This window comes from Streptomyces sp. NPDC088400 (genome assembly GCF_044753355.1).
In the GTDB taxonomy this organism is placed as follows: domain Bacteria; phylum Actinomycetota; class Actinomycetes; order Streptomycetales; family Streptomycetaceae; genus Streptomyces.
The window spans coordinates 35,973-50,294 of sequence record NZ_JBIVMZ010000024.1; the positions used below are offsets into that span (position 1 = coordinate 35,973).

Consider the following 14,322-nt stretch of genomic DNA (forward strand, 5'->3'; position numbering starts at 1 on the left):
CGGCGTGTTCACTCGCCGCGGCGACGATCCGCGATGGGGCCGACGCAGGGTCCGCGGTCGAACCTCAGCAGGTCCGATGCGTCATTCGGGGGCCGGTGGGGCAGGACCGGCCCCGCGCCCTCGTACCCGTAGGAGCATGAGGACGGACGCCAGAGCCGCGAGGGCGCACCAGGTCGAGATGAACTCCAGGCGCCAGAGCGCGGCGCAGAGGACCGCGCCGCACGCCACGACCACGCCCAGCAGCCGTACCGCCGGATCACCGCCCAGCAGCAGGGAGCCGATGGTGGCGAGAAGGTAGCCCACGACGACCAGGGGGGCGTACGGAACGTCGAGGGCGTACCCGACGGTGTGGCCCCGGACATCGGCCGTGACCGTCCGGGTGGCGAGGCAGTACGCGAGCGCCGCGGCGGTGACGAACCCGGCGAGCGCCGGGACCAGCAGCCGGCGCCGGAGCCGTGCCGGGGCGGCGAGCAGCACGCCGAGCGGCACCCACACCGGCGGGAGCGGCAGGGCGATGACGGCCCACGCGAGGGTGGCCGGGCCCGAGCCGCCGCCGGAGCGCCACACGACCGACTCGACGATCTGATGGGCGCCGAGGAGCAGCGGCAGCGCGGCGAGCGGCAGGTCGCGGGCCCGGCGCACCCGCGCGACGCAGACCACGCCGATCGTGGCGATACCGGCGCCCGCCACGAGGTCGGCGGTCGCGCTCCAGCACATGAAGCCACCCAGAAGCATCGAACAGCGATGGACCATCAGATAACGCGTATCGTGCGCCGTCCGCGACCGGTGCCCGGATGCGGTGTCCGAATCAGCCGTGGAACCTCCGTGTGAACCTCCGGCTCCAGTGCGCGGAAATCTGGTCCGCCGGTCACAGATATGCCTCTCCTGGGAGGTTAACGTTTCCGCCGGTTCCTGAATATCTACGGTCGTCGCTACAGGATTCAACCCGATGTGCGGTGAGGATTTATGTCGTGACAGGTGGAGCGATAACACCTGCCGTACCCGCCCGCTTGCACCGTGCTACTGTTGATCTCAGTTGCGTTTGTGGTTCCCAAAGACTTCAAGTGCTCTTACCGGCTCAATGTGCTGGTGGGTGCGCTTTTGTATTTCCGGTGTTGTTTTCCGGACGGGGTAATCATCGCGGCGATGCGGGGTTCGCACAGTGCGGGCCCCCGGGCAATGCCCCGAAGGAGATTCAGACATGGCCAGTGGCACCGTGAAGTGGTTCAACGCCGAAAAGGGCTTCGGTTTCATCGAGCAGGACGGCGGCGGCGCCGACGTCTTCGCTCACTACTCGAACATCGCGACCCAGGGCTTCCGTGAGCTCCAGGAAGGCCAGAAGGTCACCTTCGACGTCACGCAGGGCCAGAAGGGCCCGCAGGCGGAGAACATCGTTCCCGCCTGACGCAGGTCGAATGACGCAGCTGGGGCCCGCACATGCGGGCCCCAGCTCGTTGCTTTGTGCGGAGCGCGCCGACGTGACTCCGTTTCTGTATGTAATCCGGCTCGTTCTTGCGATTCTTCGTGCGGTTGTTCCTGCCAGGAATTCTCGATACGTGCCGCATCGAGAAAGGTTCTCAATGAACCGCACCGCACGCACGAACGACCGCTCCTCCCGTACGCGTACGGGAGGACCCGCCGGTTCCAGCTCCGGCAGGGGCGGCCGATTCGGTTCGCAGGCTCCGAACCGGTCGGGTTCGCAGGGCCGTTCGGGAGCCCCCGGCCGTTCCGGCGGCTACGGGCGCCGGTCGGCGGCGCCGAAGGAATTCGCTCTCCCGGTCACGATCACCCCCGCCCTGCCCGCGGTGGCGTCGTTCGCCGAACTGGACCTGCCGGCCGAGCTGTTGGACGTTCTCACCGGCCTCGGCGTGAACGAGCCCTTCCCGATCCAGGCGGCCACGCTGCCGAACTCGCTGGCCGGACGTGACGTCCTGGGCCGCGGGCGTACGGGCTCGGGCAAGACCCTCGCTTTCGGCCTGGCCATGCTCGTCCGTACCGCCGGGCAGCGCGCCCAGCCCCGCCAGCCGCTGGCCCTGGTCCTCGTCCCGACACGGGAGTTGGCGCAGCAGGTCACCGACGCGCTCACGCCGTACGCCCGTTCGCTGAAGCTGCGGCTGGCGACGGTCGTCGGGGGCATGTCGATCGGGCGGCAGGCCAGCGCGCTGCGTGGCGGAGCCGAGATCGTCGTCGCCACGCCGGGGCGCCTCAAGGACCTGATCGAGCGTGGTGACTGCCGCCTGGACCAGGTGGCCATCACCGTGCTGGACGAGGCCGACCAGATGGCCGACATGGGCTTCATGCCCCAGGTCACCGAACTGCTCGACCAGGTGCGCACCGACGGGCAGCGGCTGCTGTTCTCGGCGACCCTGGACCGTAACGTCGACCTCCTGGTGCGGCGTTACCTGCACGACCCGGTGGTCCACTCGGTCGACCCGTCCGCGGGGGCGGTCACCACGATGGAGCACCACGTCCTCCATGTGCACGGCGCGGACAAGTACGCGACCACGACCGAGATCGCGGCCCGTGACGGGCGGGTGCTGATGTTCCTGGACACCAAGCACGCCGTGGACCGGCTGACCGAGCACCTGCTGAACAGCGGTGTACGGGCTGCCGCGCTGCACGGCGGCAAGTCCCAGCCCCAGCGCACCCGTACATTGACCCAGTTCAAGAACGGCCATGTCACGGTGCTGGTGGCCACCAACGTCGCGGCACGTGGCATCCATGTCGACAACCTCGACCTCGTCGTCAACGTCGACCCGCCGAGCGACCACAAGGACTACCTGCACCGGGGCGGCCGTACCGCCCGCGCGGGCGAGTCCGGCAGCGTCGTCACCCTGGTCCTGCCCAACCAGCGCCGCGAGATGAGCCGCCTGATGGCGGACGCCGGGATCACCCCGCAGACCACCCAGGTCCGCTCCGGCGAGGCCGAGTTGAACCGGATCACCGGTGCTCAGGCGCCCTCGGGTGTCCCTGTCACCGTGAGTGTGCCGGCCGCCGAGCGGCCCAAGCGCGGTTCCTCCTCGTCGCGTGGCCGTGGCGGCCGTTCCGGTAGCCAGGGCCGCCGCTCCTCCGCGCCGTCCAGGGGACGTACGGGCACCTCGCCGGCCCAGTCCCCGCGCGGCAACGCCGCATAGGCACCGGCGCGATCCGGTCTCCCGGACCGCACCGTGAACCACCGAAGAGCCCCGGTACCAGTCGGTACCGGGGCTCTTCGGACTTGCTCATGGAGGGGATCGACGGGGAAACGGACGGTCTCAGCCGTCGGAGTAGCTGAAGTCTCCTACCGTCCAGGCACTCACGTCCTTGATGGCGATGCGGTACATCCCACCGGTCTCGGGGATGCCCACACTGCCCTGGAGGATGCGCGCGACGTGGAAGTGCAGATGGGTGGGCGGTTCGTCCCGCTGCCCCGAGCGGGCGCCGGCACGGGCCGATGTGAAGATGGCGGCGAACGGGCCCAGACGCGCCGAGTCCGCCAGCACCTCGGCCACTCTCTCCCTCCAGACCACTTCGGGAGCCAGCCGTCCCGTGATGACGGCACCTTGGACGACCACGGTGAGAGACATCTGATTGCTTTGCTCGGACTCCACCGTGGTGGCGATGTCAACAAGCAGATGATCAGGCTTCGACATGAGCGCCGACTCTACTACGCGGCCGGGGCATCGGGGCCGGGCCGGCCGGGTCAGGGAAGTTGTTTCGCGCGCGTGATCCGCGTCAGGTGGTAGTAGTCGGCGACGCACGCGGCCGGCCAGGTCCGGTGTCCGCCGCCGAGGAAGGGCTCTGCCATTCCGCCTACCGGAAGCGGTTTGTACGGGAGTACCCGAGCGCCGTGGGCCGCCCGGGTGCGCAGCCACCGGTCCTGGTGGTCCCACTGCTCGGCCCGTACGCGCATGTCGTGGCCCAAGTGGTCGAGAGGGACGGCCAGTCCGGCGCACGCGGCCACGCACACCACCACCCCGGACGCCGTGACCAGGCGCGTACGCCACGCGTGGCGTCGTACCGCGCGGCCCAGAAGGGCTCCGGCGCCGGTGAGCAACAGGACGTACAGCAGGAGGTAGTCGTTCCACGTCCGTGACGCCTTCACCACCCCGGCACCGAAGAGGGGGTAGGTGATGACGGTGCAGAGGTAGCCGGAGACGAGGAACGTGAGGACACCGACGGAGCTCAGGAGGAGCGGCCGGCACGGCAGCAGGAGCGGTGCAGCCCCGAGGCCCTGGCCCTGCTCCCGGTCCCGGCCGGCCCGGTTCCCGCCCCGGGTCGGCGGTCCCAGCAGTCCCAACAGCCATCCGGCCGCGAACACACCGGCGTACTGCCAAGTCGGGACGACAGTCCCCAGGATCTCCGTGAACGCTCGCAGGGATCGCGCCAGTGACTCGGGGGCGAACATGGAGGTGGTGCCCGCGCCGTACCGCGCACGCCGGTTGAGCGATCCCGGGGATGTGAGCAGGACAAGCGTCCCGAGCGTGATCCCGGCCATGCCGGTCAGACACCAGGCGCGCGCGTAGGCCCGTACGGGCGCGGTGAGGGTGGTGCCGCTGAGGAGAACCACCGCGGCGAGCACCACCAATGAGACGACCGAGGTCTCCTCCGAGAGTGTGCCGATGAAGCAGCCCGTGACGAGTGCGGCTCCGAGCGCGGCCGTCCTGCCGCCGCGCGAGCGGGCCCACCGCAGGGGGAGCGCGCAGGCGCAGGCCAGGACGGGGGCCACCGTGTGCGAGACGGATGAGGCGGGCCAGTAGAACGTCTTGTAGGTGTTGGGCGTCGCGAGGAGGAACACCGCTGTCATCAGGGACGCGACGAGCAGCGGGAATCCGTGCGGTGCCGTCCGCCCGGCCAGGTGCAGGAACAGGACGGTCACGGACCACAGCAAACCCAGTATCAGGGCGCCGCTGACCAGCCCGAACCACTGATGGCCGGCGACCCCGGACTTCGCGTACAGCCCGACCAGCAGACCATTGCCGAGGCGGCCGTTGTCGGAGAAGTAGAACCGTCCGACCAGACCGGAGACGCCGTGGTCACGCACACTGGGCAGAAAACACCACTCGTCCGCGCCGGGGCGGACATGGCGGCCGAGCCATGTGGCGCGGCCGAGGAGCCCGAGGGGCAGCAGTGCGAGCCCCAGCACCCAGAAGGCCGCCCATGAACGCGCCCTTCCGGCACGGCTGTTCCCGCCTCCGGGCCGGGATCTCTCGTGCGGCGCCCCGGCGGCGGTGACGCTGGATGTGCCCACGGTCATGTGCGCCACTGCCTTTCCGTCTGTTTCGGGGTGGTCCGGTGAGTTCGGTGAGCTCCGTGAACCGGTGGGAACGTCGCGGAAATCGGGGGACCTCATGACTCCGAACGCGCTTGCCCGACGGATGACGCCGACGGGCCGCCGGACGGCAACGGGCCGGGAGACGCGTCTGTTTCGCGGACGACATAGTGCGGCCGGTGTTTTGTCTCGTGATAGATCCGGCCCACGTATTCCCCGATGATGCCGAGTGTGGCGAGCTGGATTCCGCTCAACCCCACGATGCCGGTCATCAGACTGGTGTAGCCCGGTGCGTCGACACCGTTCAGTGCGACGTTCGTGATGATCCACAGGGCATAGGCGAGCGCGGAGAGGAAGAGCCACAGGCCGGTGTGGATCGCCAGGCGCAGCGGACGGCTGTTGAAGGAGAGCAGCCCGTCGATACCGTAGTTGAGCAGATTCCGGCCGCCCCATTTGGAATGTCCGGCCGCGCGTCGGACATTGCGGTAGGTGAAGCCGGCCGTGTCGAATCCGATCCAGGAAAAGATTCCCTTGGAGAATCTGTTGCTCTCCGGCAGCGACAGCACACTGTCCACCGCGTGGCGCGACAGCAGTCTGAAATCTCCTGCCCCGTCGACCACTTCCACGTCCATGCAGCGACGCACCAGCCGGTAATAGATCCTGCTCAGCGCGGTGCGCAGGACGCCCTCGCCCGTGCGGTCGCGCTGTGCCACGACCTGGTCGTAGCCGTGCCGGTGCAATTCCAGCATGCGGGGGACCAATTCGGGCGGGTGCTGGAGGTCGGCGTCCATGAGAACCACCGCCTGGCCCCGGGACATCCGCAGTCCGGCGAGCATGGCGGCCTCCTTGCCGAAATTGCGGCTGAAGGAGGTGTAACGGACCCGTGGGTCCGATCGGGTGAGCTCCCGCAATTGCCACCGGGTCCGGTCGCGGCTGCCGTCGTCCACGTAGCAGATCTCAAAAGTCTGCCCGGTCGGTTCGAGGGCGGTGATCAGCGAGGCGTGAAAGGCATCGATCACCTCGGTCTCGTTGAAACACGGTACGACGACTGAAACCTGAAGCATGGTCATCTCGCTCCACGTGCCCGTGACAGTTGACATTCCCAGCAGGTGAGGGGTGTTGTCCGGCGTCGCTCGCACCGTGATCCGGATGTGTCACGGAATGGGGCGGGCGTTCCTTCGAAGTGCCTTCGGATTCACCGGGCGTGTATCGGCGCCGATGGAGTGCGGGTCCGTGGAAAGAGGGGTGATGGATTATTCCTCACTCTTCTTCCTCCGGTTTCGCGCCGTGTATCCGATGCCGTGGCAACCATAGGATTTATCGATCTTCCGCTCAAGTGTCGCGGCGGCATGGCGTGGAGGCGGCTGGAACGTACCTTCGGGGCCACATGGTGGTTTGTCCGGTAACGGTCCGACAGCTGTCCGATGGGTGGTCAGGTCATGTTGCCGTTGGTCTGGGTGGGTACGTCTGGCATGCGGGTGTACGTGCGAGTGTTTCCGTGGCACGGGGTGCACCGGTGTGTGTCACGCCGTGTAGGCGCTTCGGGCGGACGCTCTCATGGGGCCTCATGGTTGCTGTGACCTTGAGCACAGTCCTTGCCTCAGGGGAAGACTTCGCATTTCACGGGCATGTCGGAGCGATATCCCGCGCGTGATGCCGGGATGTCGGCCCTGGAAAAGGTCCGTTTACTGCCCGCTCATTGAATATCGCCTGCTACGGAATGTGTACCGATAATCGGCGGATCGTAACTTGTCGCACAGCGTGACCAGTTGACCCTGAGCGAGCACAGCCAGTTGACTACCGACCAGTCAACTTCCCCTCGATTCGGGAGACGTCAATGCGGATGCCGGGATCCGGCGAGCCCCTTGGGATCGCCATGCCGAAATCGGTCATCGCGGTCAATCCGCTGCACCGTTCGTCACCACGTCTGACAGCCGTGGCCGCTCGTGCCGGCGCACTGAGCGTGCTTGAACTGCCCGTTGGTGACCCCAGGGGTGTCGCCGACACACTGGAGCGGACCTGCCGCTGGTCGACACTGCCGTTCGGAGTGCGGATACGTTCCGGCTGCACCGTCACCGTCGCCGACCTGCCCGATCTCGTGGACACGGTCCTGCTCGCGGACCCCGGGCGGTCGCCCGAGGAGTTCGCCGGCCGTCGGGTTCTGGTGGAAGCGACCGACCTGGCGGGCGCGCTCCACGCCTCCGGAACGGGAGCCGCCGGACTGATCGTCCGTGGCGCCGAGAGCGGGGGCCGGGCCGGTGAGCTGAGCACCTTCGTCCTGCTCCAGCAGGTGCTGGCCAATCCCTCCGTCACACTGCCGGTCTGGGCCTGCGGGGGCATCGGGCCGCACACCGCCGCCGCCGCTGTCGCCGGAGGGGCGGCGGGCGTGGTGCTCGACACCCAGCTCGCGCTGTACGACGACGCGGGGCTGCCGACGGAGATCGCCGGAGCGCTGACCGGCCTCGACGGCTCCGAGACCGTGCTGCACCACGGGATACGGGTACTCCGCCGGCGTGGCCCAGGTACACCCGAACTCCCGGACGACGCAGGGGAGTTCGCGGCCAGGATCGGCGGCGGCGATCTCCGGACGCAGTTCCTCCCCGTCGGCCAGGATGTCTTCCTCGCCGCTTCCTTCGCCCGCCGCTGGGCCACGGTGGGGGAAGCGGTACGGGGCATCCGCGCGGCGATCGCCGCCGCGGTCGAGGACGACGCACCCGCCGCCGCGCTGGCCGCCGGATCGGCGGGAGCCCAGGCGCTGGGCACACGGCTGCCGATCGCCCAGGGGCCGATGACCCGGGTCAGCGACGAGCCCGACTTCGCCGCGGCCGTCGCGGCCGGGGGCGGGCTGCCGTTCCTCGCGCTGGCCCTCGCGAGCGCGGACCGTACCCGGACGATGCTGGAGCGCACACGCGACGCCCTCGGGGACGCCCCGTGGGGCGTCGGTGTGCTCGGCTTCGCCGACGAGGAGATCAAGGCCGCCCAACTGGAGGTCGTACGGGAGCTGAGGCCGACCCACGCGATCATCGCGGGCGGCAGGCCGGCCCAGGCCGCGGCCCTGGAGGCGGAAGGCATCACCACCTTCCTGCACGTCCCCTCGCCGGGGCTGCTACGGCAGTTCCTCGCGGCCGGCGCGAGGAAATTCATCTTCGAGGGCGCCGAGTGCGGCGGCCACGTGGGGCCGCGCAACAGCTTCCCGCTCTGGGAGGCCCAGACCGACATCCTGCTCGACTTCATCGCGGAGGCCGGCGCGGAGGCGGCCGCCGGACTGACGGTGCTGTTCGCGGGCGGCATCCACGACGAACGCTCGGCGGCGATGGCCGCGGCCCTCGCCGCCCCGCTGACCCGCGCCGGAGCCGGCTTCGGAGTGCTGATGGGCACCGCGTACCTCTTCACCGAGGAAGCGGTCGACGCGGGCGCCATCCAACCGCTCTTCCAGCGGCGGATCGTCGACGCGGAGCGGACCGATCTGCTGGAGACCGCGCCGGGCCACGCCACCCGCTGCGCGCACAGCGCCATCACCGAGGACTTCGCCGGTCTCAAGGACCAACTGCGCGCACAGGGCGTGCCCGACCGCGAGATCTGGGAACACCTGGAGAAGTTCAACGTCGGCCGGCTGCGCCTCGCCAGCAAGGGGATCGAACGGGTCGGCGACGAACTGCGGCCGGTCGACGAGGAGCGTCAGGCAGACGAAGGCATGTTCATGGCGGGAGAGGTCTGCGTGCTGCGCGACTCCCGCACCACCGTCGCCGCGCTCCACACGTCCGTCGCCGACGGCGCCGCCGGATGGCTGCGCACCCGGGCCGCCGAACTCCGCGGCGAACTGGGCCTCGACACCACCACCGACACTGAGGAAACCGCCCCCGAGCCGCTGCGCGTCGCCGTGGTGGGCATGGCGGGCATGTTCCCCGGCGCGCCGGACGTGGCCGAGTTCTGGGCCAACATCGTCGCGGGCAAGGACTGCGTGACCGAGGTCCCGGCCCACCGCTGGGACCCGGAGCGGTACTACGCGCCGGACGGCGACGGCGAACGCACCCCGTCGCGCTGGGGAGGCTTCCTGCCCGAGATCCCCTTCGACCCGCTGCGCTACGGCATACCGCCGGCCTCGCTGGCCGCCGTCGAACCGGTACAACTGCTCGCACTGGAGGCCGCGCGGCGCGCGCTGTCCGACGCGGGCTACGAGGGGGCGGGCACGGACCACGCCCGTACCTCCGTGGTGTTCGGCGCGGAAGCGGGCAGCGACCTGTCCAACGCGACCACCCTGCGCACGGTGCTCCCCGGCTACCTCGGCACCATCCCGCCCGCGCTCGACGAGCAGCTGCCCCGGCTGACCGAGGACTCCTTCCCCGGGATGCTCGCCAACGTCATCGCCGGGCGGATCGCCAACCGGCTCGACCTCGGAGGCGCCAACTACACCGTCGACGCCGCCTGCGCGTCCTCGCTCACCGCCGTGGACGTGGCCTGCAAGGAACTGGTCACCGGCACCAGTGACCTGGTGCTGTGCGGCGGCGCCGACCTGCACAACGGCATCAACGACTATCTGCTGTTCTCGTCCGTGCACGCGCTGTCCCCGACGGGCCGCTCCGCCACCTTCGACGGCGACGCCGACGGCATCGCGCTCGGCGAGGGCGTGGCCTGCGTGGTCCTCAAGCGGCTGACCGACGCCGAGCGCGACGGGGACCGGATCTACGCCGTCATCGACGGCGTCGGCAGCGCGAGCGACGGCCGCGCCCTGGGGCTGACCGCGCCCCGGCCGGCCGGACAGCGCGCCGCGCTCACCCGCGCCTACCGCAACGCCGGGATCTCCCCCGCCGACGTGGGTCTGATCGAGGCGCACGGCACCGGCACGGTCGTCGGCGACCGTACCGAACTGGCCACTCTGACCGAGGTGTTCACCGAATCCGGGGCCCGGCCCGGCAGTTGTGCGGTCGGCTCGGTGAAGTCCCAGATCGGCCACACCAAGTGCGCGGCGGGACTGGCCGGACTGATCAAGACCACCCTGGCGCTGTACCACGGGGTGAAACCGCCCACCCTGCACCTGCGGCAGCCCAACTCGGCCTGGGACGGCGAGAGCAGCCCCTTCGCCTTCCACACCGCCGCCCGGCCGTGGGCCGCCGAGCCCGCGGACCGTGTCGCCGGCGTGAGCGCCTTCGGCTTCGGCGGCACGAACTTCCATGTGGTCCTGCGCGCCTACGACCAGCCGCCGCCCGCGCACACACTGGACGCGTGGCCGGCCGAGCTCTTCACCTTCCGGGGCCGGGACGCCGAGGCGGCCCGGCGGGCCGCGCGCGCCCTGCTGGACCTCGTACAGCGCGGCGGGCAGTGGAGGTTGCGGGACTACGCGGCTCACACGTCCCGCCGCAGTGACCAGGCGGCCGTCCGGGGTGAACGGGTACGGATCGCCGTGGTCGCGGACAGCCTCGCCGGGCTGCCGGAACTGCTGCGCCGGGCGGCCGACGGAGAGCACGACCCGGTGAGCGGCATCCACGCCGCGACCGCCGAGGAAACGGGCACCGGCGACGACACGGGCATCACCGAGGACACGGGCACCGGCGAACTGGCCTTCCTCTTCCCCGGACAGGGCAGCCAGCGCCCGGGCATGCTCGCCGAACTCTTCGTCACCTTCCCCGAGTTGCAGCGCTACCTCCAGCTCGGCGCGCGCTGGGCGGACGCGCTCTACCCTCCGGCCGCCTTCGACGAGCAGGGGAAGGCCGGCCAACTGGCCCGCATCACCGACACGGCCGTCGCCCAGCCCGCACTCGGCGTGGTCGAACTCGCCTCGGCGGAGCTGCTCGCCACACTGGGCGTCCGGCCGGCCATGGCGGCAGGACACAGCTACGGCGAACTCGTCGCGCTCGGTGTGGCCGGCGCGCTCGCGCCGGGTGACGTCCTCAGCGCCAGCGCCGCCCGAGCCGAAGCCATCCTGGCCCAGGTGGAGGGGCGCGACGCCGGCACGATGGCCGCCGTCACCGCCACGCCCGAGCAGGTCGAGGAGGTCCTGCGGCAGGCCGGGCTCGCCGAGGACGTCGTCGCCGCCAACCGCAACTCGCCCCAGCAGACCGTCATCTCCGGACCGACGGAACCGATGACCGCCGCCGTGGCACGCCTGCGGGACGCCGGTTACCCGGCCAAGCAGCTCCAGGTGGCCTGCGCCTTCCACAGTCCGATGCTGGCAGGCGCGGGCGACGCGTTCGCCGAGCGGCTGGACAGCATGACCGTGTACGAGCCGGGCTTCGACGTCTGGGCCAACCGCACGGCCGCGTCGTACCCGGCGGATCCGGCGGCGGTACGGGCCGGACTCGCCGAGCAGATCGGCGCGCCGGTACGGTTCGCCGAACAGATCGAGGCCATGTACGCGGCGGGCGCCCGGGTCTTCGCCGAAGTGGGGCCCGGCCGCGTACTGACCGGGCTGGTCTCCGCCGTCCTCGGTGACCGCCCGCACCACGCGATCCCCCTGGACGGCGGCCGCGGAGCCGGACTGCCCGGCCTCCTCACCGCACTGGCCCGACTCGCCGTCAGCGGCGTCGACGTCCGCACCGGCCGGCTCTTCCAGGGCCGCGACGCGGTGGACCCGGAGACCACGACCCCCGACCGGCCCGCCGGCTGGACCGTGGACGGCCAGCTCCTCCGGCGCGCCGACGGAACCATTCCCCCCAACGCCCTGCACCCCGCCCGAACCGTTACGGAGCTGATCGTGCCGGAGAACCACACCCCCCACGGTGCGCCGGTGTCCGGCCCGGACGCACTCGTCGCCGAATTCCTGCGCACCAGCAGGGACTTGGTCGCGGCGCAGCGCGATGTGATGCTCAGCTACCTGGGTGGCCCCGTGGCGGCCCCGGCCGGGCAGCCCCTCGCGCCCTTCGCCCAGGCCGCCGCTCCCCTGGCCCTTCCCGCCGCGTACTCCGAGCCCGCCCCGGGTACGGCTCTCGCCGTACCCACTGCTCCGGCCTCGCCCGTGGCGGCTCCGGTGAGTCCCGCGCTGGACCGTGAGTCGGTTCTGGCGTCGGTGTTGGGGGTGGTGGCGGAGCGTACGGGTTATCCGGTGGACATGATCGAGCCGGATCTGGATCTGGAGGCGGATCTGAGTGTGGATTCGATCAAGCGGACGGAGATCGCGGGTGAACTCGCGGTTCGCCTGGGCCTGTCGATGGATTCCGGTGCGGATCTGGACGGCCTGAGCGCGGCACGTACCGCCTCGGGCATCGCCACACTGCTCGTCACCGCGTTCGGCGAGCGGGCCACACCGGCTCCGGTCGCGGCTGTGGCGGCTCCGGTGAGTTCCGCGCCGGATCGTGAGTCGGTTCTGGCGTCGGTGTTGGGGGTGGTGGCGGAGCGTACGGGTTATCCGGTGGACATGATCGAGCCGGATCTGGATCTGGAGGCGGATCTGAGTGTGGATTCGATCAAGCGGACGGAGATCGCGGGTGAACTCGCGGTTCGCCTGGGCCTGTCGATGGACGCCGGTGCGGATCTGGACGGGCTGAGCGCCGCTCGTACCGCTTCGAGCATCGCCACACTGCTCCTCACCCGGCTCGGCGGCCCGGCCGCACCCGGGGCGAGCACCGGCCCGGCGGATGTCCCCCCGGGAAGCCCCGCGGCCCCCGCGACCAGTGGGCCCGAGGCCGAGATCGTGGCCCCGCAGCGGCTGGAGTTCACCGAGGCCGACCTGCCCGAGGTGACCGGCACCGTCGAGAGCGGCAGTACGGTCCTGCTGCTGGGCGGCGGCGAACTGGCCCCGGTCCTGGCCGAGCGGCTGCGCGCCGCCGGTGCCAAGCCCGAACTCGTACCGGCCGGAGCGCTGCCGGAGACGGGAACCACCGCCGACGCGGTGATTCACCTGGACGCCCTCGACGCCGCCGACTCGCCCCTGCCCGAAGCGTTCCCGCTGTTCCAGGCCGTGCTGGCCGGCGCTCCCCGCCGGCTGCTCGCCGTCGAGCGCAGGACCGAAGGCGCCGCCAGCGGACTGCGCGGCTTCTTCCGCAGCGTCGCCCGTGAGTACCCGGACCTCACCGCGACCCTGGTCGAGGTCGGGGCGGACGCCGGCCCGGAGGAGGTGGCCGGGGCACTCGTCACCGAACTCGCCGCCACCGACCGCGAGCCCGTCGTCCTCACCGAGGGGGGCGCCCGGCGCGCGCTGCGGCTGACCCCCACCGACCTGGGCCCGCTGGCCGCCACCGGCGCCGGACCGGCGGGTGACGGCGTCGCGGAGGCCGAGGCCGCCGGACTCGACCGCGACGCGGTCGTCCTGCTGGTCGGCGGCGCCCGTGGGATCACGGCGCGGTTCGCCCGTACGATCGCGGCCGTCAGCCGGTGCCGGATCGAACTGATGGGCCGTACGCCGGTACCCGCCGGGACGGAGGACCCGGCGACCGCCGGGGCCGTGGACCGGGGCGGGCTGCGAGCCGCTTTCCTCGCCGCCGGGCTCACCTCGCCCGCCGAGGTCGAGCGAAAGGTGTCCGCCGTGCTGACGGAACGCGAGGTGCGCGGCACGGTCGACGGGCTGCGGGCGCTCGGCAGCGAGGTGCGTTACCACTGCGTCGACGTGCTCGACGCGGAGGCGGTACGGGCCACGGTGAAGGACATCCACGCGGAGCACGGCAGGCTCGACGGTGTCGTCTACGCGGCCGGAGTCATCGAGGACAAGCTGATCGCCGAAAAGCCGGTCGACTCGTTCCGCCGGGTCTTCACCACCAAGGTGGGCGGCGCGCGGGTGGTGCTCGACGCGGTCGACGCGCTGCCCGACGGACCCCGCTTCGCCGTCCTGTTCGGCAGCATCGCCGCCGCGCTGGGAAACCGGGGCCAGTCCGACTACGCCGCCGCCAACGACGCGCTGGAAGAGCTGGGACGGCGCTGGTCCACCGAGGAGCGCCGGGGCCTCACCGTGCACTGGGGGCCGTGGGCGGCGGCGGAGACCAACGGCGGCATGGTGACGCCCGAGCTGATGCGCTCGTACGCGGCCCGTGGAATCAAGCTGATCGACCCCGACGAGGGGCCGCTGAGCCTGCTGCGCGAACTCGCCTGGGGCGCACCCTCGGTGCACGCGACGGTCTACACCGCGTCGGGCTGGTGATCAC

At 70.9% G+C, this 14,322-nt stretch carries 7 protein-coding genes; 3 read left to right on the forward strand and 4 right to left on the reverse strand.

Annotated features, from left to right (window positions below; all coding sequences use genetic code 11):
• Positions 1 to 81: 81 nt before the first annotated feature.
• Positions 82 to 717: a DUF6629 family protein gene (locus ACIQD6_RS35235; RefSeq protein WP_401890928.1), complete on the reverse strand. Its 636-nt coding sequence runs from the start codon at positions 715 to 717 to the stop codon at positions 82 to 84.
• A 484-nt stretch (positions 718 to 1,201) separates the two neighbouring features.
• On the opposite strand from ACIQD6_RS35235, the gene ACIQD6_RS35240 reads away from it, so the two are divergent.
• Positions 1,202 to 1,405: a cold-shock protein gene (locus ACIQD6_RS35240; protein WP_069779708.1), complete on the forward strand. Its 204-nt coding sequence runs from the start codon at positions 1,202 to 1,204 to the stop codon at positions 1,403 to 1,405.
• Between the two features lie 175 nt (positions 1,406 to 1,580).
• Positions 1,581 to 3,134, forward strand: coding sequence for a DEAD/DEAH box helicase (locus tag ACIQD6_RS35245; RefSeq protein WP_401890874.1), 1,554 nt, complete (start codon positions 1,581 to 1,583; stop codon positions 3,132 to 3,134).
• Positions 3,135 to 3,254: 120 nt separating this feature from the next.
• On the opposite strand, the gene ACIQD6_RS35250 is transcribed toward ACIQD6_RS35245, so the two are convergent.
• From ACIQD6_RS35250 to ACIQD6_RS35260, 3 genes are all read right to left on the reverse strand, one after another.
• Entirely contained in the window at positions 3,255 to 3,632 is a 378-nt protein-coding gene (locus ACIQD6_RS35250) for a hypothetical protein (RefSeq protein WP_401890877.1), read from the reverse strand.
• A 50-nt stretch (positions 3,633 to 3,682) separates the two neighbouring features.
• Positions 3,683 to 5,236: a DUF6056 family protein gene (locus ACIQD6_RS35255; protein ID WP_401890879.1), complete on the reverse strand. Its 1,554-nt coding sequence runs from the start codon at positions 5,234 to 5,236 to the stop codon at positions 3,683 to 3,685.
• Positions 5,237 to 5,328: 92 nt separating this feature from the next.
• On the reverse strand, positions 5,329 to 6,315 hold the full coding sequence (locus tag ACIQD6_RS35260) for a glycosyltransferase family 2 protein (RefSeq protein WP_401890882.1): 987 nt from the start codon (positions 6,313 to 6,315) through the stop codon (positions 5,329 to 5,331).
• Positions 6,316 to 7,127: 812 nt separating this feature from the next.
• Here ACIQD6_RS35260 and ACIQD6_RS35265 point away from each other — a divergent pair.
• A complete protein-coding gene (locus ACIQD6_RS35265) occupies positions 7,128 to 14,318 on the forward strand; it encodes an SDR family NAD(P)-dependent oxidoreductase (RefSeq protein ID WP_401890883.1) in 7,191 nt (2,396 codons plus the stop codon).
• Positions 14,319 to 14,322: the final 4 nt, after the last annotated feature.